Source organism: Sagittula sp. MA-2, assembly GCF_030126985.1.
Classification (GTDB): Bacteria; Pseudomonadota; Alphaproteobacteria; order Rhodobacterales; family Rhodobacteraceae; genus Sagittula.
Map to the genome: position 1 here is coordinate 2,989,612 of NZ_CP126145.1, position 21,834 is coordinate 3,011,445.

A 21,834-nucleotide genomic window follows, 5' to 3' on the forward strand; every position below is an offset into this window, starting at 1 on the left:
CGCAGGATGACCTGCGCGCGCGGTAGTCATTGCACGAGCCCCGAAGGAAGGAATCAGGCGTCGAGCTGTTCCATGACCTCGTCGGAGGCCTCGAAGTTGGTGGTGACGCGCTGGACGTCGTCGTCCTCTTCCAGCGCATCGACCAGCTTCATCAGAGAGTTCATGCCGTCGAGGTCGAGCTCGGTGGTGGTCGTCGGCTTCCACACCAGCTTCGTCGACTCGGATTCGCCAAGGGCGGTTTCCAGTGCGCTGGCCACGTCGTTCAGGTCGGTGTCGGCGCAGTAGATCACGTGCCCGTCCTCGGACGATTCCACGTCTTCCGCCCCGGCCTCGATCGCCGCCATCATGACGTCGTCCGCATCGCCGGCAGAGGCCGGGTAGACGATCTCGCCCTTGCGCTCGAACATGAACCCGACAGAGCCGGTCTCGCCCAGGTTGCCGCCGTTCTTCGAGAACAGCGACCGCACGTTCGATGCAGTGCGGTTGCGGTTGTCGGTCATCGTCTCGACGATCACCGCCACGCCGTTCGGGCCGTAGCCCTCGTAGCGGATTTCCTCGTAATCCTCGGCATCGCCGCCCACCGCCTTCTTGATCGCGCGCTCGATGTTGTCCTTGGGCATGGACTGCCCGCGGGCTTCCTTCACCGCCAGACGCAGGCGCGGGTTCTTGTCCGGGTCCGGATCACCCATCTTTGCGGCGATGGTGATCTCCTTGGAGAGCTTGGAAAAGACCTTGGCCCGCAGCTTGTCCTGACGGCCCTTGCGGTGCTGGATGTTTGCCCATTTGGAATGGCCGGCCATGATTGTGCCTCTCGTTCCCGACTGTTCGAAATTCGCGCCTCTATAAGCCATGCCCGGCGCCTTGCCAAGGACGGCCATTGCGCCCGGTGACGCCCGCGCTTAAGCCACATAACATGGCCCGATTCCTCCTTCTCCAGCTGCGCCCGGAAACCGAAGCCAGCGACGACGAATACCACGCCTTCCTCGACAAGGGCGGCCTTGAGGAGGCCCGGGTGCACCGCATCCGCCTCGACCGTGAGGATCTGCCCGATGACCTCGACCCGGCGGATTATGCCGGCGTGATCGTCGGCGGCGGGCCGGGCTGCGTGTCCGACGCACCCAAGGACAAGGACCCGGTGGAGGCGCGCATCGAAGCCGCCTGCCTCTCGCTCATGCCGAAGATCACTGGCGCCGACATTCCCTTCATGGGCTGCTGCTACGGGATCGGCATCCTCGCCCATCACTTGGGCGCCGAAGTCTCCAAGGCCCGGTTCGGAGAGGCGGTTGGCGCTGTGACCTGCCACCTGACGGACGACGGCCGCCTCGATCCGCTGACCGGCGCCCTGCCCGCGCAGTTCGATGCCTTCGTCGGCCACAAGGAGGCGGTGCAGCACCTGCCGAAGGGCGCCGTGCACCTCCTGTCCTCAGGCCCCTGCCCCTACCAGATGATCCGCTTCGGGCAGAACGTCTATGCCACGCAGTTCCACCCGGAGGCGGACGCCGAAGGGTTCGAGACGCGCATCCGCATCTACCGGCACAAGGGCTATTTCGCCCCGGAGCAGGCGGACGACCTGATCGCCATGTGCCGCGAGGCGGACGTGACCCAGCCGGAACGCCTGCTGCAGGCCTTCGTCAGCCGCTACGCCTGACGCGCCTCAGAGCGTCCAGAACATCGGAATGAACAGCGCCGCCAGCGCCCCGAGCCCGAGGTTCAGCGGCAGGCCCACGCGGATGAAGTCGGTGAACTTGTAGCCGCCCGGACCGTAGACCAGCGTGTTGGTCTGGTAACCGATGGGCGTCGCGAAGCTGAGGCTGGCCGCGATCATCACCGCCACCACCAGCGGACGCGGATCGACCCCGATGGCGGTGCCCAGCGTCACGGCGATGGGCGTCATCACCACCGCAACCGCATTGTTGGACACGCTTTCCGTCAGCAGGCTGGTCATCAGATAGACCGCCCAGACCACGGCCCACGCCGGAAGCTGCTCGACGTAGGGCGCGACGGCTCCGACGATCATCCGGACTGCCCCGGAATGCTCCAGCGCCGCGCCGACCGCCAGCATGGCAAAGATCAGCGCCAGAAGCTGGCCTTCCACGTAGGAAAACGCCTCGTCCGCGTCGATGCAGCGGCTCAGCAGGACCAGCGCCACCGCCAGCACCGCCAGCGCAAGGATCGGCGCAAGGCCGAAGGCCGCCAGCACCACGATGCCGGTCAGGGCCACCAGCGCGATGGGGGCATGGCCGCGCCGGAACGCGCGCGCCGACGGATGCGCCACGTCAACGAGCCCCATCTCGTCCGCCAGCCGCTTGATGTCTTCCGCGCTACCTTCCAGTAGCAGCGTGTCGCCGACGCGCACCACCAGTTCGTCGAGCTGCCGCCCGATGTTCTGGTTCCGCCGGTGCACCGCCAACGGGTAGACCCCGAACCGGCGGCGCAGGCGCAGACCGCCCAGCGAACGCCCGACCATCTTGCACCCGGGCGAAATCAGCACCTCGACCGTGGTCGTCTCCTTGGCAGAGACCTGGTCCAGCCGCTTCAGCGACTTGTTGCTCTGAAGCGACAGAAGCTCGGCCATGGGGGTGCGCAGGACGACGCGGTCGCCGACCTCCAGCAACACGCCGTCGAGGTTGCGGCGCAGCGATTCGTCGCCGCGGATCACGTCGACCAGCCGGACGCCTTCGCGCTTGAACAGCTGCACACCCAGCACTTCGCGGCCGATGAGGTTGCTGTCGGGCGGAATGACCGCCTCGGTGAAGAACTTCATGCGCGAGCGGTCCGACAGCATCCCCGCCATGCTCATCCGGTCGGGCAGCAGCAGCGGCGCGACGAAGAACAGGTAGAGCATGCCCGCCGCGACAAGGATCAGCGCCAGCGGCGTCACCTCGAAGATGGTGAAGGGCTCCAGCCCCTGCGACCGCGCCACACCGTCCACCAGAAGGTTGGTCGAGGTTCCGATCAGCGTCAGCGTGCCGCCCATCATGGCGGCATAACTCAGCGGGATCAGCAGCTTGGAGGGGGCGATGTCCATGACCTTGGCGATCTGGACGAAGACCGGCAGCATGACCACCACCACCGGCGTATTGTTCATCACCGCCGAGGCCAGCACCACCACCCCGAGGATGGCCGCCATCGCCTGTTTCGGCCGCTTGGCCACCTGCGCCTGCGCATAACCCGTGAAGGCATCGAGCGCCCCGGTGCGCACCAGCGCCCCCATGACGACGAACATCGCGGCGATGGTCCAGGGCGCGGGGTTCGACAGGACGCTCAGCGCCGCGTCATAGGGCAGCGCGCCCAGCAACAGCAGCGCCGCGACACCGCCGATGGCCGTAACCTCGGTCGGGTACGTCTCGCGCACGAAGAGCACGAACATCGCCACGACGACCGCGAGGGTCGCCCAGGCCTGCGCCTCCTGACTCAACTCGATCCACTGCATCGCCGGCCCCTTGCTCTTGTGTCAGCCGATCCTCAACCCGTGGCATTTTGACGGAGCGTCACGTCGGGTACAAGCGTCTTGGGGCGTGGCTGCACAAGAGCCATGCCCAGAAGCATCACCGCAAGTGCGGCCCAGAACCAGCCGGAATAGCCCTCTCCGAGGAAGAGCATGGCCCAGGTCACCCCGAAGAGCGTGACAAGATAACTCACCTGCGCGGCAAAGACACTGCCTGCCAAACCGACAAGTGCCACGTAACCGGTGTAGGCGCCCGCGTGCAGGAGGGTGCTGGCCAGCAGTGCGCGGTCCGGCGCCCCTAGCGGCCAGGGCGGCGAAATGAACTGGCCGGTCCCCAGCGCCAGCGGCAGGGAGATCGCCGCGCCGATCAGCGACGCGCCCGCCAGCACCTGCACCGGGTCCAGCCCGGCGGTGCCCCAGCGCGCCACGATGTTCGCCTCGAAGGCGTAGCAGACCGACGACACCAGCGCGACCGCCACCCAGAACACCGATACGTCGCCCCTCAGCCCGCCCTCCGGCAGGACGAGGAGCGCCACCCCGGTCAGTCCCAGCACGAGCCCCAAAAGCCGGACCGGGCGAAAGCTGTCCTGCCCCAGCGCCAGCGCGATCGGCAGGGAGATCATCGGCACCGAACTCAGGAGCATGGAAACCACGCCCGACGGCAGATGCGCGATGGCCTGATAGCTGGCGATGCCCGGCACGACAGAGCCCACCACCGCGATGACCGCGCAGGTCAGCCACTGGCGCCGCGTCAGCCACAGGCGCCGCCCCCGCAAAAGCGTGATGACCGCCAGCAACAGCCCGGTCAGCAAGGTCTGCCAGAAGATCAGGCCGAAATGGCGATAGCCCTCGGAGACGGCGATCTTGGACAGCGGTTGTGTCCCGCCCCACGCCGCGCCGATGGCCACAAGCGCGAGAAACGGCCCGAGGCGCGCCAGAACCGGAAGAGGCAAGGAGCGCGCCGTCACCAACCTACGGACCCGACTGCGCCAGCCGCCCGCCCTGGCGCACCATGGTGACGGAGACGGCCTTGCCGGTGCGGTCGTCGGTCTCCACGAAGAGGCCGGACAGCGTGGCCTCGCCGCTTGCGGGCTCGAACCGGCCCTTGGCCATGCCGTTGACGAAGCGGCGGAGCGGCTCTGCCGGCTCCATCCCGATGACGGAGTTGTAATCGCCGCACATCCCCGCATCCGCCATGAAGGCCGTGCCCCCCGGCAGGATCTGGGCGTCGCCGGTGGGCACATGGGTGTGTGTGCCGACGACGATGCTGGCGCGGCCGTCGCAGAAATGGCCCATGCCCATCTTCTCGGACGTGGCCTCGCAATGCATGTCGACGAGGATCGCCTGCGCCTGCCCGCCGAGCGGATGGCGCTTGAGCACATCGTCCACCGCACCGAAGGGCGAATCGTAGCTGCGTGACATGAAGACCTGTCCGAGCGCCTGCACCACCAGGATCTTGCGCCCGCGCGCATCCTTGTACAACGCGGCCCCCCGCCCCGGGGCCACCCGGGCAAAGTTCAGCGGCCGCACGATGCGCGTCTCGCCTTCGATGTGGGTCAGCATCTCCTTCTGGTCGAAGGCATGATCCCCCAGCGTGATGACATCCGCACCCGCCTCGAAGATCGCGTTGGCATGGGCGGCGTTCAGCCCCGCCCCGTTGGTCGCGTTCTCGGCGTTGACCACGACGAAGTCGATCCGCCAGTCCTTTCGCAGGCCCGGAAGCCGGTCCACGATCCCCTGCCGCCCGGCGCGGCCCATCACATCGCCCAAAAAGAGTATTCGCATGGGCAAAAGCCGTAAGACGCCGTGCCCGGAAAGTTAAGCCCCGAAATGCGCAAAGGCAGGCGGCGCAAAGCCCCGCCCTACGACGGTCGCAAATTTCGGGCAGGTGAGGCGCATGATCGGCGCGCTGGCACGTCAGGCAGCGGGAGCGGTGCCCCACAAGGGTCGGCGGGACCGACGTCATGCCTGGCCGCTTGCACACTGCAGGCCCGCGTCAGCGGAAAGCAGACGCTGGAAAACTCCGCCGCAGGACCAACCGCCCCTGCCACCCCGTCCTGCCCGCTCAGCGGCAGGCCAGCGCGGCCTCCAGCGCCGCCGCATCGTAACGCCCGATCTCCCGCGCCGACAGGCTACCGCCTTCGAGGCGCACCGCCATCAGCCGCGACCAGTCGCCGGAGGCCAGCACCATCTCCGGCCCTGCGCCGCAATCCCGCAGCCCGCCGGCAATAGTATCCCAGCCGATGCGGTGGTTGGTCAGGTTCTCGAGCGCGGCGACCTCCGTCAGCGTGTCACCCTCCAGCCGCCAGACCCGCAGGACCTTCGCCAGGTGCGGGCGGTCGACATAGGCCACCTCCAGCGCGCCGTCGCCGTCCAGATCCGCCGCCCCGACCGGCGCAAGCCAGCGGTGCGTCTGTCCGATGAACGGCGTCGCAGCCAGAAGCCCCGCGCCGGTGTAAAGCGACAGACGGGCGCCGCGCGCCAGGTCGCTCTCGACGACCATGACCGCCGTGGGTGCCTTCGGATCGAGACCGATGAGCCGCGCCTCCACATCCTCGAAGACGCGGGTCCTTGGCAGACGGATCACCGTCTCCTGCACGTCCGTGCGCGCACAGGCCGGGCAGCGATCCACCCACAGCCGCAGCGTGCCCCACTCCACCGCATCTCCCAGGACGCCGTGGTCGTAGCGCGTGACCGGCTGTTCAAGCCGCGCGTCCAGAATGGTCCCGAGCGCATCCGACGCCACGGGCGACGCCGCCACGAGCGCCAGCATCACCGCAGCGCCGCGGGCGGCCGCGCACCACACAGGACGACGCGGACGCGGCGCCCCCGTCCGCAGCGAGCTCCCCCGAGGGGTCTCCCTGCCGGACAGGCGCGCCCCGGTCATCAGATCTGCTTTTCGGGCATCTGCACCACCAGCCCGTCGAGCGCATCGCTCACCTTCAGCTGGCAGGTCAGGCGCGAGCGGGCCGGATCGGGCTCGAAGGCGAAATCCAGCATGTCCTCTTCCATGTCCTCGCGCGGCGGCAGCTTGTCGAACCAGTCCGGGTGCACGTAGACGTGGCAGGTCGAGCACGCGCAGGCCCCGCCGCAGTCGGCCTCGATGCCGGGGATGTTGTTGTCCCGCGCGCCTTCCATCACGGTCAGACCGTTCGGCACGTCGACCACGTGCTCTGTCCCGTTGTGCTCGATGTAGGTGATCTTCGCCATTTCACCGCTCCGTTTGTCATCCATCGCAGCATACCTAGACATCCACGCGGCGCGCCGCCAGACCCGTTTTGCGCCCCGGCGCGCCCGGTCAGCCCATCGTGAAGCCCCTAGGCGACCTGCGCCGGCACGGCAGTCTTGGCGCCGCAGCGCGCATGTTCTACATATGTTCGCATGACATGGCCCCGCCCCCCTTCCGCAACCCCGGCCCGCCTTCTGCGTGACGTACCCAACGGCGCGCGGGCGACCGTGGCCGGGCTGGTGATCCTCCGCCAGCGCCCGGGCACCGCGAAGGGGGTGATCTTCGTCACCCTCGAGGACGAGACCGGCGTCGTGAACGTCATCGTCTGGCGCGCCCTCTATGAACGTTTCCGCCGCGCGGTGATCGCCGGGCGGATGCTGCGCGTCACCGGCAAGGTCCAGCGCGAGAACGGCGTGACCCATGTCATCTCCGAGCATATCGAGGACATCTCTCCCCTGCTCGACCGCCTGCTGGATCCCGACCTCCCGCCCCTCTCCGGCCCCGCGCACCAGGGCGCCTGAGACGCCCGCGCCGGCGCAACCCGCGTCCCATCGGCCACAGACCGCGCGCCACCGCTGCCGGGCGCTTTGATTTCGGGCGCGCCTGACCTATAAACAGCCCACGACAACGACCCCGTTCAAGAGGGCCCGAGCAGTCATGATCCGTTTCACCGTCGCCCTGGGCCTGATGGTCCTCGCCGCGGCCTGCACGACGAGCGTGTCCGAGAACGCCTCTCGCGACGCGCTGGAAGACGTGCAGCCCGTGGCCCTGTCGCCGGTGTCCCTGCCCGCCCCCGTGATCGCGCTGTCGGACGGCCGCTGCCAGGCACGCGAGACGCTGCCCGCGGTCTACGAACAGGTCATGGGCGAAGTGCAGGTCGTGCAGGCCGAGATCGCGCCGGACGGCACCGTGCTGCGCCCGCCCGTCTACCGCCGCGCCCCGGTGCCCAAGGTAGTCCGCCCGCGCAGCGACGTGATCTTCGACGCGGTCTGCGGCCACCAGATGACCCCGGACTTCATCGCCTCGCTGCAGCGGGCGCTGGCGGCGCGCGGCTATTTCGCGGGCAATGTCACAAGCTGGATCGACGCGCCGACCTCCGCCGCGATCCGCAAGTACCAGGCGGAACGGGGCCTCGAAAGCGCGCAGCTCTCGCTGGAAACCGCCCGCAGCCTCGGGCTGATCACCGTCGACGCGGCCTCCGGACCCGACGACATCTGAACCTCCGTTGCGCAGCGGCCCCTTGGCAACGGCCCCCGTCCCGCGCAGTCTGAAGGCGACTGGATGCCGGAGGCCACGATGCAGGGCACAATCGGACTGATCGGAACCGGCATGCTGGGACAGGCCATCGCGCAGGGCTGGCTCGACGCCGGGCTGGCGCCCGACCGGCTCCTCCTCGCCAACAGCAGCGGGCGCGCGCCCCTGCCCGGGATCGAGGTGACCGGCCCCGGCGACCTTGCCGGGCGCTGCGAGACCATCCTGCTCTGCATTCCCCCCGCCGCCCTGTCCGGCCTCGACCTCCATGCGCCGGACGCGCTGATCCTGTCGGTGATCGCGGGCGCCACACGCGCGCGGCTCGAGGCGATCACCGGCAGCCCCCGTATCGTCCGGGCGATGTCCAGCCCCGCCGCCGCCCGGCGCCTTGCCTACACGCCGTGGATCGGCAGCGCCGCGATCAACGAGGCTGACCGTACGCAGGCAAACGCCGTCTTCTCCGCCATAGGCGTTACGGATGAGATCGCGGACGAGGCGCACATCGACCTCTTCACCGCGATGACCGGCCCCGTGCCCGGTTTCGTGGCGCTCTTCGCCAGCGCCATGGCCCGTCACGCGCAAAGCGAAGGGGTAACCCCGGACGTCGCGGACCGCGCGGTGCGGCAGCTCTTCCTGTCGGCGGGCGAGATGCTGGCCCATGACGCGCCCACGGCAGAGGCCCATGTCGACGGGATGATCGCCTATGCGGGCACGACCGCCGCGGGGCTTCGGGCGATGCAGGACGCGGGGATCGCGGAGATCATCGCAGAGGGCCTGCGCGCCGCCACGGCCCGGGCGCGAACGATCAGCTGACCGGCACGTCCCGGCCGCCCGGGCACACAACGAAAAAGGGCGCCCCGCGGGGCGCCCTTTCCTCTACCCGGATGGGTGAAGGGATCACTCTTCTTCCAGACCCAGCGCGACAAAGCGCGGGTCGCCGGCGCGGCGCACCAGCAGCAGGATCGACTTGCGGCCCTCGTCGCGGGCTTCGGTGATCCGGTCCTCGAGGTCGGTGACGGTGACCACGGCGCTCTGGCCGGCTTCGGTGATGACGTCACCGGCGCGCAGGCCCTTCTCAAACGCCTGGCTGGCCTCGTCCACTTCCATGACCGCCAGACCGTCGGTGCCGTCCGGCACACCAAGCTCGGCGCGCAGCTCCTCGGTGAGCGGCGACAGCGTCAGACCCAGCGTTTCCAGCTCCTGCGGATCGGCAGCATCCGGACCGGCAGCAGCGGCCGGGATGGCGCTTTCGGCTTCCTCGCGGCGGGCCAGCGTGACCTTCAGCGTCTTGGTCTCGCCGTCGCGGTTGACGACCACGCGGACCGTCTTGCCGACCGGGGTATTGGCCACGATGCGGACAAGCTGACGGGTGTCCTCGACCTCGGTGCCGTCGAAGGTGACGATCACGTCGCCTGCCTCCATCCCGGCTTCCATCGCGGGACCTTCCGGAACGTCGCTGACCAGCGCGCCCTTGGCCTGCTCCAGGCCCAGGCCCTCGGCCAGATCCTCGGTCACGTCCTGAATGCGGACGCCCAGCCAGCCGCGGCGGGTCTCGCCGAATTCCTTCAGCTGGTCGACCACGCGGGTCACGACGTTCGACGCCATGGAGAAGCCGATGCCGATGGAGCCGCCGTTGGGCGACAGGATCGCGGTGTTCACGCCGATCACCTCGCCGTCCATGTTGAACAGCGGACCGCCGGAGTTGCCGCGGTTGATGGCGGCGTCGGTCTGGATGTAGTCGTCGTAGGTGCCCGACAGCGCCCGGTTGCGGGCCGAGACGATCCCGGCCGAGACCGAGAAGCCCTGACCGAGCGGGTTGCCCATGGCCATGACCCAGTCGCCGACGCGGGCGTTGTTGCTGTCACCGAAGTTGACGTACTTCAGCGGCGACTCCGCCTCGACCTTCAGCACCGCGATGTCGGTGTTGGGGTCGGTGCCCACGAGCGTCGCGGGCAGTTCGAAGCCCTCGAAGAACTCGATCATGATCTCGTCGGCGCCTTCGATCACGTGGTTGTTCGTGACGATGTAGCCGTCTTCGGAAATCACGAAGCCGGAGCCCAGTGCCGACGAGCGACGCGGGCGGTTGCCCTCACCGTTGCGGTCCTGAAACTCGCGGAAGAAGTCCTCGAAGGGCGAGCCCTCGGGAACGATACCCTGCGGGCCGGTGCGGCCGGCGACGGTGGTCGACGTGGTGATGTTGACGACGGACGGGCTGACGCTCTCCGCGAGTTCGGCAAAACTCTCCGGTGCGCCGCGGGCGTGTGCCATCAGGGATTGCGAAAGGATGAGGACCATCGAGAGCGCCGTCAGCCAGAACAGCCGAAGCGGCGTCGCGTCCTCCCGGGTCAACGCGTGCACTTGCGGTTTCAAAGAATTCTCCTTGTTTCTGGCAGGTCGGCCGCCTCCACCCTCAGGCCACGGCTGCCCTGCCTCTTCCTCACTGTGACAAACATAGGCTCAATGGCGCAACACCAAAGACGTGTATAGGCTGTCTCACGCCCAAGTGACACGCGGTGACGGATCGGGGAGCACCCGGGCGGCGCAAAGCCCCGCCCTGCAGCATGCCCCGGCAGCGCCGCCGTTGCGCGATGTCCTGAGGACCGTGCTACCCCCGGGGCGCCGTTTGCCGTGACGGGCGCGCCAAGCTTTCCGGGGCAGACGGAACGCGGCCCCCACGACGGCCCCTCCAGGCACGTCCCTGCGAGGGACCGTCCGCCACCGCCGAGCCCCGTGCGCTTCGGGCATCTGTACCTGCCTCGCACCAAGGGACAGGAACAGCATGAGCGCAACTTGTCGGACCAGAAAGCGGCCTCACACCAAGCCAACACGCCGTGAGCGAGAGCAAGTGTCCCACCTTAGAGCACGCAGCCCTCCGAGGAACATGTCACGCCGCCTCAGTCACGCGACCTCCCGTAGGGTGGGGCTTCGCGCCACCCTTCCCCGACCAGCCACAGGGTGCCGGACACGGACAAAGCACCCGGCCTCAGCCCTTCACCACCCACAGGATCACCACGCCGGTGATCATCGTCAGCAGCCCCAGCGACCGGCGCGCTTCGGGCGGCATCTCCTTCAGCGCCTCCAGCAGACGCTCCACAAGCGAAGGGGCCAGTGCGTACACCAGCCCCTCGATGACGAGGACCATCGCGATCCCCGTCCAGATGTCGGTCAGGCCCATCCCGGCCTCAGTTTCCCGTGTTCGCCGGATCGTCCCCGGCGTCCGAAGGATCGACCGGCTCGCCGACCGGCGAGGTGTCGGAGGCAGGCGCGTCCGGCACCACCGGATCGACGGCATCCGGCCCCGGCGCGGTCGATGCGTCTTCGGGCGTCTCTCCCTCCGTCACGTCGTCCGGCAGGTCCTGCGACTGCGGCACCACCGGATCGCGCGGCGCCGGCCGTTGCTCGACCGCGGCGGGTGTCTGCATCGGCACCGGGTTGCCCGCTTCGCCCTCGTCCTTGAAGTACTCGAAGAACTGGCTGTTCGGGGTCATCACCATGGTGGAGTTTCCGCCGCGCAGGGCGTTCTCATATGCCTGGAGCGAGCGGTAGAAGGCAAAGAACTCCGGGTCCGCGCCATAGCTTTCGGCGAAGATGGCGTTCCGTTCCGCGTCGGCCTCACCGCGGGTCACGTTGGCCTCGCGGTCGGCTTCGGAGAGCGTTTCCACCACCGTCCGGTCTGCCAGCGCGCGCACCCGCTGGGCGGCCTCGTTACCGCGTGCGATCTCGTCGGCGGCTTCCCGTTCACGCTCTGCGCGCATCCGGGCAAAGGTCGCCTCGAGGTTCTGCGTCGGCAGGTTGGTCTGCTTCAGCCGCACGTCGACCACGTCCAGACCGAGCGAGCGTGCCTCGGCACGTGCCTGGTCGCGGATGCCGATCATCAGCGAACCGCGCTCTTCGGACAGGATCGTGTCGGAGGTCACCTGGTCGGCACCCAGAACTTCGCGGATCTGCGCGTTCAGGATGCCCTGCAGGCGGTCCTCGGCGACGCGCACGCCACCCACGCCCACGGCCTGGCGGAACTGGACCACGTCGGCGATCCGGTAACGCGCGAAGGCGTCGACCACCAGCCGGCGGTCGTCCGACGGCGTGACCTCGATGGTCTCGGTGTCGAGCGACAGGATGCGGTCGTCGTAGCGCACCACTTCGTCGAGCAGCGGCACCTTGAAGCCGAGCCCCGGCTCCTCCTTGACCGCCTTGATCTGGCCGAACCGCAGGACCAGCGCCTTCTCGCGCTCGTCCACCACGAAGACCGAAGAAAGGATCAGCACCAGCGCCACCACGAAGGCGGGCAGAAGATACGTTGTCTTACCCATGATGTGTCCTCCCTCAGTTGCCGTTGGACGGTGTCGAGTCGCCGGAGCGGCGCAACTCGTTCAACGGCAGGTACGGCACGACGCCGCCTCCGTCCTGGCCACCGACGGCAATGCTCTCGTCGAGGATCATCTTGTCCACGTCGCCCAGCACCTTCTCCATCGTCTCGATGTAAAGGCGGCGGCGCGTGACCTCGGGGGCCTGCGCGTATTCCTGCTGCACGGAGGTAAAGCGCGCGGCCTCACCCAGTGCCTCGTTCACGACGCGGGCGCGGTAGCCTTCGGCTTCCTCGCGCGTCTGCGCAGCCTGACCGCGGGCCTCTGCAACCACGCGGTTGGCATAGGCGTCGGCCTGACGTTCCAGCCGGTCGCGCTCCTGCTCGGCGGCCTGCACGTCGCGGAAGGCGTCGATCACCTCGCGCGGCGGATCGGCCTCGCGCAGGTTGACCCGGACGATGCGGATGCCGCTCTCGTATTCGTCGAGCGTCATCTGGATGTTCTCGAAGGCGGTGTCGGCGATCAGGCCACGGTCCCTGTTCAGGATCGGGGCCAGGTTCGACGCCGCGATGATCTCGCGCATGGTCGATTCCGAAACCGCCTGAACCGTCAGTTCGGGGTCGCGGATGTTGAACAGCAGCTTCGCCGGATCCGCCACGTTCCAGACAACCTGGAAGTCGATGTCGACGATGTTGGCGTCCGTGGTCAGCATCAGGCCGTCGGAACCGCCGCGGCCGGACCCGATGGTTTCCGTCCGTTCGGAGGTCACGTTGACCTTCTCGTAGGTCACCAACGGCCAGGGTGCGAAGTTCAGGCCGGGGTTCCCGGTCGAGGAGTAGTCCCCGAGGAACAGTTCCACGGACTGCTCTTCCGGCTTCACCGTGTAGAAGCTGGAGTACGCCCAGAGCCCAAGGATGATGATCGCGCCGATTGCGACCGTCCCCCGCGTGAGGCGGGGTCCGCCGCCGCCTCCGCCAGAGCCGCCACCGGTCCGGCCATTGCCGCCCCGGCCGCCCATGAGCACACGCAATTGCTCCTGGCCCTTTTTCATCAGCTCGTCGATCTCGGGGATCTGGCTGTCCTCCGGTCGACGCCCGCCACCGCCTCCGCCCGAAGGCGGACGGCTGCCGTTGCCGCCCTGGTTGCCACCGCCGCCCCAGGGGCCGCCGCTGTTTCCTGCCATGAAGCCTTGTCCTTCCCTCAGTCTCGTCCGTTCTAACCTGTGCACGCCGCCTGAAAGTATCAAGGCGGCATCGTCCTCGCTACCGCGTCCGCGCAGGGTTGCGCATGGTCACGATCTCCTCCGACATCGTCGGGTGCACCGCCACCGTCCGGTCGAAATCCTCTTTGGTGGCCCCCATCTTTACGGCAATCCCCGCAAGCTGGATCATCTCTCCCGCACCCGGCGCCACGATGTGGCAGCCCAGGACGGTCCGGTTCGCCTTCGATACGATCAGTTTCATCAGAACACGATCCGGCGCATCGACAAAGGCCGTCTGCATGGGGCGGAACGAGGTGCAGTAGACCTCGATCTCTTCCTGCTCGGCGGCCTGCTCTTCCGTCAGGCCGACCGTGCCCATCTCGGGTTGGGTGAACACCGCGCTCGGGATCAGCTCGTGATCGACCGGTGTCGGGTTGCCCTTGAACACCGTCTCGACGAAGGCCATGCCCTCGCGGATCGCGACCGGGGTCAGGTTCACACGGTTGGTCACATCCCCGATGGCGTAGACCGAGGGCACCTTCGTCTGGCTGTATTCGTCCACCTCGATGGCACCGTTCCGGCCCGGCTCGATGCCGAGCGCCTCGAGCCCGAGGTCGTCGCTGTTCGGCACGCGCCCCGTGGCAAAGAACACCGCGTCGAAATCGCGGATCGTGCCGTTGGTCGCCTTCACCCGCACCGGGCCCGAACCGATCTCTTCCTGTTCCGGCAGGCCGTACTGCACGTCGTCCACCGGCGCCTCGCCCATGGCGTCGGCCTCCGGCGTGCCGACACAGTGCATCTCGACGATGGTGGTGCCGGTGTGCAGGTCGATGCCGCGGCCCTTCATCGCGTCGGCGATCAGCCCGCGCGCCTCGTCGTCGAAGCCGCGCAGGATCTGCGCCCCGCGGTAGAACTGCGTCACCTTGACGCCAAGCCCGTGCAGGATGCAGGCGAACTCGCAGGCGATGTAGCCGCCGCCGACGATCAGCACCGACTTCGGCAGCTTGTCCAGGTGGAAGATGTCGTCAGACACCATCCCCAGATGCGCGTTCGGCATGTCGGGCCGCTGCGGACGGCCGCCGGTGGCGATCAGGATGTGCTTGGCGGTCTTCTCCTCGCCGGTCGACAGCTTGACCGTGTGCGCGTCCTTCAGCGTGGCACGGGCGTCGAAGGTTTCCACGCCGGAACCCTTCAGCAGCTTGCGGTACACCTCTTCAAGCCGGTCGAGCTCGGTGTTCAGCTTGGTGCGGAAAGCGGTCCAGTCGAACTGCCCGTCGGCGATGTCCCAGCCGTAGGCCCGCGCGGTGGCTGGCATGTCGCGGTATTCGGACGCAAAGACCATCAGCTTCTTCGGCACGCATCCCCGGATCACGCAGGTCCCGCCATAGCGGTCCTCCTCGGCCAGCGCGACCTTCGCGCCGGTCTCGCCCGCCGCTACCCGCGCCGCGCGCACCCCGCCGGAGCCGCCGCCGATGACAAAGAGATCGTAGTCGAATGCGCTCATGACCCATGCCTTTCATCGTCTCGCGTTGCGGAGGTATTTCACGAAGCCCCGCGGAAGGCCAGAGCCGGAGGCCCGCCGCACAAGCGGGTTTTACCGCCCGTGTGCACAGCCCCTGCGCGCCTTATGCCGTGGCATAAAGCCCGGACTGCGCGGCGCGCATGTCATGGCGCGCCGGAACCCGTGCCCCGACGTGCTCCAACCTGCCATCCGGCGGCGCGCTGCCTTGCTTCAGATGTCGCGGAAGAGGTTCTCGTCCTCGACGAAGTCGAGCTGGCTTTCGGTCACGGTGCCCTCGTTGATGTCGCGCACCTCGACCCGACCGTCGCCGTGGCCGATCACCACCTTGTCGCAGATGTCGATGAACAGCCCGTTCTCCACCACGCCGGGGATCTGGTTCAGCACCATCGACAGCTGCCGCGGGTTGCCGATCCGGCTCAGGTGCAGGTCGAGGATGTGGTTCGCCTCGTCGGTGATGTAGGGCCGGTCGCCGTTCATCCGGAGCGTCGTATTGCGGCCCATCACGTCCATGGAGATCAGCATCTCCTCGATCAGCGCCTGCGTGGTCTGCCAACCGAAGGGGATGACCTCCACCGGCAGGGGGAAGGCGCCGAGGTGGCCCACTTCCTTCGCCGCATCGGCGATCACCACCATCTGGTCGGAGGCGGTGGCCACGATCTTCTCCTGCAGCAGCGCACCGCCGCCGCCCTTGATCAGCGACAGCTCCTCGTCGAACTCGTCCGCGCCGTCGATGGTCAGGTCGAGCCACTTCGCCTCGTCGAGCGAGATCACCTCGATGCCGACGTCGCGGGCCAGTTCCGCGGTGCGGGTCGATGTCGGGACGCCCTTGATGCGCAGCCCCTCCTCGCGCACCATCTCGCCGAGGCAGCGCACCAGCCAGGCGGCGGTGGAGCCGGTCCCCAGACCGACACGCATGCCCGATTCCACGAATTCCGCCGCGCGCTTGGCGGCGACGAACTTGGCCTTGTCGATGGGCGACAGCTCTCCGGACATCTTGGTTCCCCTGTTCAGCAGACGGCGCCCTTATAACAGCCGCGCGCACCGGCGCGAGGGGCAATTGCGCAAACGCCCCTCCCCCGGGCGAAACGTGCCGGAAACGCCGCATCCCGTTCGGGAAAGGCCACGCGGGCGACGTCCGGTGCTGGATGGCATGCTTCTTCCGACCGCCGACCCGCATCCGGCCTCTGCGGACCGATCGTCCCCCGCATGGTCCCGACGCAACCTCCGCGACGACTGCCCTGCCCCCGCCAAACATGCCTGAAACGCCGCATATCGTCCGGGAAACGCCCAGCCCATCGCGTACCGCCCAGCGCCTTCGCCCCTGTACGAACAACCCTCGCCAGATGCCCTCGCGCCCGGGCGCCAACCGCCCTTCCCCACCTAATCTGCTTGAAACGCCCGAAATCGCGCGCACACTGCCGTTCGGATCAACGAGGCCCTTTCATGACCCCCATTCCGCTTTGGTTGCTTGTCGCACTGCAGGTGACCGTCTCTGCCGCATCCCTCGTTGTCGAAATCGTCGCGGGCCGCATGCTGGCCCCCTACGTCGGCATGTCGCTTTACACCTGGACCTCCGTCATCGCCGTGGTGCTGGCCGGGTTCTCCGCCGGTCACTGGTGGGGCGGCCGCCTGGCCGAGCGCCCGTCCGACCGCGCCCTGACCGCCACCGGCTATGCGCTGGCCGCCGCCGGGCTGACCACCGCCACGGCGAGCCTCGCGCTCCGGGCCAGCGCGCCTTGGCTGACGCAGATCCCCGACCCGGTGGGCGCGATCACCGCGCTGACCCTGACCGCCTTCTTCCTGCCGTCGCTCTTCGCGGGCATCCCCGCGCCGGTGCTGACGCAGGTCGCGCTGACGTCCGGCCGGACGCAGGGCCGCGCGCTTGGCGCGATGTTTGCCGCAGGCGCCCTCGGCGCCATTGCCGGAACCCTGCTGGCCGGGTTCCTCTTCATCTCGTGGCTGGGCACCGCCTGGACGCTGGCCGCCGTCACCGCCGCCTACATCCTCTGCGCCGCCATCTGCCTGCACCTCGGACGCCGCCTGACGCCCCTGGCCGTGACAACGCTCGCCGCACTCGCCGTCGCGACCGCGGTCATGGCGGCACGTCCCGGCCCCTGCACCGTCGAATCACGCTACTTCTGCCTGCAGAGCGTCGACCTCTCCGCCGATCCCGCCCATCCGACCCGCGCCATGGTTATCGACCACCTCGTGCACGGAATCGCCGCAAAGGACGCGCCGGAAGTGATGTTCACCGACCATGCCGCCATGCTCGACGCGCTGGCCCGCCTGCGCGCGCCCCGGGACGACTTTTCCAGCTTCCACATCGGCGGCGGCACCTACGCCCTGCCCCGCGCCTTTGCCGCGCGCGGCCTGTCGACCATCACCGTGGCCGAGATCGACCCGGAGGTGACCGCGCTGGCCGCCCGCGACTTCTGGTTCGACCCGTCCACGGCCACCATCCGCCACGACGACGCCCGCCGCGCGCTGGCGGCGGACCCGTCGCGCTACGACATCATCGTGGGCGACGCGTTCACTGACACCGCCGTCCCGCAGCACCTCGTGACATCGGAATTCTTCGCGCTGGTCCGCGACCGGCTGACGCCCGGCGGCACTTACCTGATGAACGTCATCGACTATGCCGACAGCATGGCGGCGGTGGGCAGCCTTGCCGCGACCCTCCGCGACCACTTCCCGCACGTCGAGATCTGGGCGGAGGCGCGCCGCCCCGAGCCGGGCGAACGGGTGGTCATGGTGATCGCCGCGGGCTTTGCCGAAACGCCGGTCGACAGCTTCACGGCGCTGGCGCCCCAGCGCACCACCTTCGCGGCACTTGGGCCTGCCTTTGTCGACAGCCTTGCCGCACGGGGCACGCGCCTGACCGACAACTATGCCCCCATCGACCGGCTGGTGGGCGCGCGGGACTGACCCCGCGCCCACACTCCAAACGGCCGTGGCACGGACGCCCCGCCAGCCACACCTGAAAACCAGAGGATCAGAGCGGGATCGGCACCCCTGCGGCCTGCACCTCGCCCGTGGGCAGCCCCGTGGGCGAGCCGCCCTCCGGCTCGTCCGACACCGCAAGCGTCGCCCCCGGCACCCGCGCCGCCATCTCGTCCGAGAGGACCACGATGTGATCGCCGCCGGGCGACATCACCCCGAGCGAGATCGGATCGCTGCCTTCCGGAATGAGCCAGAGCTGCAGCACCCGGCCATCGGGCAGGTCGCCCGCGCGGTAGTCGATGGCGACGGTATGGGTCGGCGGGTCGATGCGCACGTCGAAGGCCAGGTCCCCGGCCACGGGCTCCAGCGACGCGAGGATTTCCGGCCGTCCCTGCTCCAGCACGCCGGAGATGAAGACGACCCAGGCCATCGCGGCACCGGCCATGGCGCCGACGAGATAGGGCAGCAACTGGCGCCAGACCGGCGGCGGCGGATCGCCGTGCACCTCTGCCTCGATCCGCTTCAGGACCGCCTGCGAAGGCGTTGCTTCGGGAATCCGGTCGGTCAGCGTGGCGAAATACTCCGTCCACGCGTCCACGTCCTGCGCGAGGTTGCGGTCGGCGGCCATGCGCGCCTCGAATCCGGCACGCTCCGCCTCCGGCAGGACGCCCAGGGCGTACTCCGCTGCCTCGGCTTCCCAGCCGCCCGGAAGATCCGTATCCTCGTCCGCGCCGGTCATGCGCTCAGGCACTCCCTCAGTTGCATCAGGCTGCGCCGCAGCCACGTCCGGACCGTGTTCAGCTTCACGCCGGACTGGTCGGACAGTTCCTGGTACGTCAGGCCCTGCAGGTAGACCCGCCGGACCATCTCTGCCCGGTCTGCGGGCAATTCGTCGAGGCAGGCGTTCAGCGCCCGCGCCTCGTCTCGCATCTCCGCCTGCTGGGCAGGCCCGGGCGCCGTGTCATAAAGACGCTCCGCGATCTCGACCGGCTCCTGCGCCACGCCCTCGCGGCGCGCCTTGCGCAGGCGGTCGATGGCGGCATTCCGCGTGATCGTGATCAGCCATGTCATCGGCGAATATCCGTTGCTTCGGTATGCGCCGGCCCGGTTCCACACGCGGACGTACACGTCCTGCAGGACGTCCTCGGCCGCCGCTTCGTCCCTCAACACACGCAGCGCGATGCCAAAGAGTTTCGCCGAGGTTCGGGAATAGAGTGCGCGGAACGCCTTGCGGTCGGCCATCGCCACGCGGGCGATCAGCGCCTCGATCTCCTCCTGCGGTGTCATGGTGTCCCGTTATCCATTCCCCTTGCCCCTCCCCGAGATATGTTGCACCAACGCGGGCAGACAACGGACAAAGGACATCGGCACCATGGCGGACGGCGAGATCGATATCAACGCGAAACCGACGGAAGAGATCTCGGTTCGTGAGGTCTTCGGGATCGACACCGACATGATCGTGCACGGGTTCCCGGACCGCACGTCGCGGGTGCCCGATCTCGATTCCACCTACAAGTTCGACCCCGACACCACGCTGGCCATCCTCGCGGGCTTCCGCAACAACCGCCGCGTGATGATCCAGGGCTATCACGGCACCGGCAAGTCGACCCACATCGAACAGGTCGCGGCCCGGCTGAACTGGCCCGCCGTGCGTGTGAACCTCGACAGCCACATCTCCCGGATCGACCTGATCGGCAAGGACGCGATCAAGCTGGTGGACGGCAAGCAGGTCACCCAGTTCCAGGAAGGCATCCTGCCCTGGGCGCTGCGCAACCCGACCGCCATCGTGTTCGACGAATACGACGCGGGCCGCGCGGACGTGATGTTCGTGATCCAGCGGGTTCTGGAAACCGACGGCAAGCTGACGCTGCTCGACCAGAACGAGGTCATTACCCCGCACAAGTATTTCCGCATCTTCGCGACGGCGAACACCGTGGGTCTGGGCGACACCACCGGCCTCTACCACGGCACGCAGCAGATCAACCAGGGCCAGATGGACCGCTGGTCGCTGGTCGCCACGCTGAACTACCTGTCGATCGACGCGGAGACGCAGATCGTCCTGTCGAAGGCGCCGCATTACAACAACGAGAAGGGCCGCAAGATCATCCGCCAGATGGTTACCGTCGCCGACTTCTCGCGCCGCGCCTTCATGAACGGCGAACTGTCGACCGTCATGTCGCCGCGGACCGTCATCGCATGGGCGCAGAACGCCGAGATCTTCCGCAACATCGGCTACGCCTTCCGCGTGTCCTTCCTCAACAAGTGCGACGAGCTCGAGCGCCAGACCGTGGCAGAGTTCTACCAGCGCTGCTTCGACGAGGAACTTCCCGAAAGCGCGGCCTCGATCAGCGTCGCCTGATCGCCGGACATCCTCAGACAGACCGACGAAGCCCGCATCCGCGGGCTTCGCGCGTTTGGGGACCTGACGTCACATCGACATTCGGCGCGACGCAGTCCCGGACGCCTCCGGCTCAGGGCCTGTCCCGCCTAGCCGGAAGGCTTCGCATGGCCAGCAAAAGCGCCTCCGCCTCCATCCGAACCAGCCGGCCCTCCAGCCCTTCCAGCCCCGCATGCACGTCCGCCGCCGCATCGCCGATGCGCTGAAGCTGCCCCACCAGCGACGGCAGGCCGGGCCGCCGCTCCTCCTCCGCCAAGTCCCGCATCCAAGATCCTGTCCTTCTCCAACCGCTCATGGCCTCACCCGGTCAATACGTCTAAAATTGTAAACACAGCCCTTGGAAGGATCGGACATGCCCGCAACGTCCCCGACACCCAGCCCCGCCACGTCACTGAGGCGCCCGTGACCACGACGGCCCCGATCCTCCGCGTCGCCCGCCCCACGGACCGCATGGCAGAGGTCACGGCCTTCTACCGCGACGGGCTGGGCCTGACCGTGCTGGGCGAATTCAGGGACCACGACGGGTTCGACGGGGTCATGCTCGGGCATCCGAACGCGCCCTGGCACCTGGAATTCACCTCCGAACGCGGCGTCGCGGCGGGCAACGCCCCCTCGCCCGAACACCTCCTGACGCTCTACCTCCCCGACCGCGCCGCGTGGCAGGCCGCGCGCGACCGGATGACCGACGCGGGCCACTCCCCCGTCGCATCGCACAATCCCTACTGGGACCGGCAGGGCGTGACCTTCCGCGACCCGGACGGTTATCATGTCGTCCTGCAGAACGCGGACTGGACAGCATAGGACAAGCACAATGCATATCGGACTGATCGGCGGGATCGGGGTCGCCGCCACAATCGTCTACTACCAGCGCCTCACCGACGCCGTGGCCCGCAGGGGCAAGACGCTGGACCTGACCATCGTGCATGCCGACGTGCAGGAGCTGATCCGCACCAACCTCGCCGACCTGCGCGAGGAACAGGCCCGCAACTGGCTGCCCCTGCTGGTCCGGCTGAAGGCGGCGGGCTGCGACGTGGCCGCCGTCACCTCGCTCGGCGGGCACTTCTGCTTCGACGAGCTTCAGGCCATCTCTCCCCTGCCGCTGATCTCGGCCGTCACGCCGCTGGACGCCCATTTCGCCGAACAGGGCCATGCGACCGTCGGCCTCCTGGGCACGCGGGTAGTGATGCGCACGAAGCTTTACGGGCAGCTCCACCAGACCCGCGCCATCGCGCTGGAGGAGGAGGTCGAGTCGCTGGGTCAGACCTATCAGGACATGGCGGTGGCGGGCACATGCAGCCCGGAGCGGCGCGCCCTCTTCCGCGACGCCGGGCAAAGGCTGATCGACGCGGGCGCCTCCGCCGTGGTTCTGGCAGGCACCGATCTCAACCTCGCCTTCGACGGCTCCGAACCCTATCCCGTCATCGACGCGCTGGATGTCCATGTCGACCTTCTGGCGCGGCTCGCCACCGGCGAGGCGACACCGTGACAATCCGGTGACGGCGCGCGGAAGTTTTCAAACAGATTAATTGTCAGGCAGAAAA

At 68.2% G+C, this 21,834-nt stretch carries 23 protein-coding genes; 8 read left to right on the forward strand and 15 right to left on the reverse strand.

Going from position 1 to position 21,834, the window contains the following annotated elements; translation table 11 throughout:
• Positions 1-53 precede the first annotated feature (53 nt).
• Complete coding sequence (locus QNI11_RS14470; protein WP_100929915.1) at positions 54-800, reverse strand: YebC/PmpR family DNA-binding transcriptional regulator; 747 nt, start codon at positions 798-800, stop codon at positions 54-56.
• Between the two features lie 113 nt (positions 801-913).
• Here QNI11_RS14470 and QNI11_RS14475 point away from each other — a divergent pair, with 113 nt between their 5' ends.
• Entirely contained in the window at positions 914-1,648 is a 735-nt protein-coding gene (locus tag QNI11_RS14475) for a glutamine amidotransferase (protein ID WP_283980661.1), read from the forward strand.
• A gap of 6 nt (positions 1,649-1,654) precedes the next feature.
• Here QNI11_RS14475 and QNI11_RS14480 read toward each other — a convergent pair whose 3' ends face one another.
• The 5 genes from QNI11_RS14480 to QNI11_RS14500 form a co-directional block, all read right to left on the reverse strand.
• A complete protein-coding gene (locus tag QNI11_RS14480; RefSeq protein WP_100929914.1) occupies positions 1,655-3,433 on the reverse strand; it encodes an SLC13 family permease in 1,779 nt (592 codons plus the stop codon).
• A 32-nt stretch (positions 3,434-3,465) separates the two neighbouring features.
• The gene (locus QNI11_RS14485) at positions 3,466-4,401 is read right to left on the reverse strand and encodes a DMT family transporter (protein WP_283980662.1); all 936 of its coding nucleotides are present in this window, start codon (positions 4,399-4,401) and stop codon (positions 3,466-3,468) included.
• A 19-nt stretch (positions 4,402-4,420) separates the two neighbouring features.
• Entirely contained in the window at positions 4,421-5,233 is an 813-nt protein-coding gene (locus tag QNI11_RS14490) for a TIGR00282 family metallophosphoesterase (RefSeq protein WP_100929913.1), read from the reverse strand.
• A 280-nt stretch (positions 5,234-5,513) separates the two neighbouring features.
• Positions 5,514-6,221, reverse strand: coding sequence for a VCBS repeat-containing protein (locus tag QNI11_RS14495; protein ID WP_283980663.1), 708 nt, complete (start codon positions 6,219-6,221; stop codon positions 5,514-5,516).
• Between the two features lie 113 nt (positions 6,222-6,334).
• Positions 6,335-6,658: a 2Fe-2S iron-sulfur cluster-binding protein gene (locus QNI11_RS14500; RefSeq protein WP_100929912.1), complete on the reverse strand. Its 324-nt coding sequence runs from the start codon at positions 6,656-6,658 to the stop codon at positions 6,335-6,337.
• Between the two features lie 171 nt (positions 6,659-6,829).
• Between QNI11_RS14500 and QNI11_RS14505 the strand changes: the two genes are divergently transcribed.
• From QNI11_RS14505 to QNI11_RS14515, 3 genes are all read left to right on the forward strand, one after another.
• Positions 6,830-7,198 carry an OB-fold nucleic acid binding domain-containing protein gene (locus QNI11_RS14505; RefSeq protein WP_100929911.1) on the forward strand — a complete coding sequence of 123 codons (369 nt, stop codon included), beginning with the start codon at positions 6,830-6,832 and terminating at the stop codon, positions 7,196-7,198.
• A gap of 136 nt (positions 7,199-7,334) precedes the next feature.
• On the forward strand, positions 7,335-7,895 hold the full coding sequence (locus tag QNI11_RS14510) for a peptidoglycan-binding domain-containing protein (protein WP_283980664.1): 561 nt from the start codon (positions 7,335-7,337) through the stop codon (positions 7,893-7,895).
• Positions 7,896-7,973: 78 nt separating this feature from the next.
• Positions 7,974-8,741 carry a pyrroline-5-carboxylate reductase gene (locus tag QNI11_RS14515; protein ID WP_283980665.1) on the forward strand — a complete coding sequence of 256 codons (768 nt, stop codon included), beginning with the start codon at positions 7,974-7,976 and terminating at the stop codon, positions 8,739-8,741.
• Between the two features lie 84 nt (positions 8,742-8,825).
• On the opposite strand, the gene QNI11_RS14520 is transcribed toward QNI11_RS14515, so the two are convergent.
• The 6 genes from QNI11_RS14520 to rpiA form a co-directional block, all read right to left on the reverse strand.
• Entirely contained in the window at positions 8,826-10,298 is a 1,473-nt protein-coding gene (locus QNI11_RS14520) for a Do family serine endopeptidase (protein ID WP_100929910.1), read from the reverse strand.
• A 613-nt stretch (positions 10,299-10,911) separates the two neighbouring features.
• On the reverse strand, positions 10,912-11,103 hold the full coding sequence (locus QNI11_RS14525; protein ID WP_100929909.1) for a DUF2065 domain-containing protein: 192 nt from the start codon (positions 11,101-11,103) through the stop codon (positions 10,912-10,914).
• 7 nt (positions 11,104-11,110) lie between these two features.
• On the reverse strand, positions 11,111-12,238 hold the full coding sequence (locus QNI11_RS14530; RefSeq protein ID WP_283980666.1) for a protease modulator HflC: 1,128 nt from the start codon (positions 12,236-12,238) through the stop codon (positions 11,111-11,113).
• A gap of 13 nt (positions 12,239-12,251) precedes the next feature.
• The gene (gene hflK / locus QNI11_RS14535) at positions 12,252-13,415 is read right to left on the reverse strand and encodes an FtsH protease activity modulator HflK (RefSeq protein ID WP_100929907.1); all 1,164 of its coding nucleotides are present in this window, start codon (positions 13,413-13,415) and stop codon (positions 12,252-12,254) included.
• Between the two features lie 79 nt (positions 13,416-13,494).
• Positions 13,495-14,937 (reverse strand): FAD-dependent oxidoreductase, encoded by a 1,443-nt coding sequence (locus QNI11_RS14540; RefSeq protein WP_283980667.1) that lies wholly within the window; start codon positions 14,935-14,937, stop codon positions 13,495-13,497.
• A gap of 228 nt (positions 14,938-15,165) precedes the next feature.
• Positions 15,166-15,948: a ribose-5-phosphate isomerase RpiA gene (gene rpiA, locus QNI11_RS14545; protein ID WP_100929905.1), complete on the reverse strand. Its 783-nt coding sequence runs from the start codon at positions 15,946-15,948 to the stop codon at positions 15,166-15,168.
• Between the two features lie 450 nt (positions 15,949-16,398).
• Between rpiA and QNI11_RS14550 the strand changes: the two genes are divergently transcribed.
• Positions 16,399-17,880: a fused MFS/spermidine synthase gene (locus QNI11_RS14550; protein ID WP_283980668.1), complete on the forward strand. Its 1,482-nt coding sequence runs from the start codon at positions 16,399-16,401 to the stop codon at positions 17,878-17,880.
• 67 nt (positions 17,881-17,947) lie between these two features.
• Here the strand turns inward: QNI11_RS14550 and QNI11_RS14555 are convergent, their stop codons facing one another.
• Positions 17,948-18,634, reverse strand: a complete 687-nt coding sequence (locus QNI11_RS14555; protein WP_283980669.1) for an anti-sigma factor domain-containing protein — start codon at positions 18,632-18,634, stop codon at positions 17,948-17,950.
• Positions 18,631-19,182: a sigma-70 family RNA polymerase sigma factor gene (locus QNI11_RS14560; RefSeq protein ID WP_100929902.1), complete on the reverse strand. Its 552-nt coding sequence runs from the start codon at positions 19,180-19,182 to the stop codon at positions 18,631-18,633. Before QNI11_RS14560 ends, QNI11_RS14555 begins: the two co-directional genes overlap by 4 nt.
• Positions 19,183-19,267: 85 nt before the next feature.
• Here QNI11_RS14560 and cobS point away from each other — a divergent pair, with 85 nt between their 5' ends.
• On the forward strand, positions 19,268-20,254 hold the full coding sequence (gene cobS / locus QNI11_RS14565) for a cobaltochelatase subunit CobS (protein WP_100929901.1): 987 nt from the start codon (positions 19,268-19,270) through the stop codon (positions 20,252-20,254).
• Positions 20,255-20,366: 112 nt separating this feature from the next.
• Here the strand turns inward: cobS and QNI11_RS14570 are convergent, their stop codons facing one another.
• Positions 20,367-20,558, reverse strand: a complete 192-nt coding sequence (locus QNI11_RS14570; protein ID WP_100929900.1) for a hypothetical protein — start codon at positions 20,556-20,558, stop codon at positions 20,367-20,369.
• Positions 20,559-20,695: 137 nt separating this feature from the next.
• On the opposite strand from QNI11_RS14570, the gene QNI11_RS14575 reads away from it, so the two are divergent.
• Positions 20,696-21,094 carry a VOC family protein gene (locus QNI11_RS14575; RefSeq protein WP_254698183.1) on the forward strand — a complete coding sequence of 133 codons (399 nt, stop codon included), beginning with the start codon at positions 20,696-20,698 and terminating at the stop codon, positions 21,092-21,094.
• Between the two features lie 10 nt (positions 21,095-21,104).
• Complete coding sequence (locus QNI11_RS14580; protein WP_283980670.1) at positions 21,105-21,779, forward strand: aspartate/glutamate racemase family protein; 675 nt, start codon at positions 21,105-21,107, stop codon at positions 21,777-21,779.
• Positions 21,780-21,834: the final 55 nt, after the last annotated feature.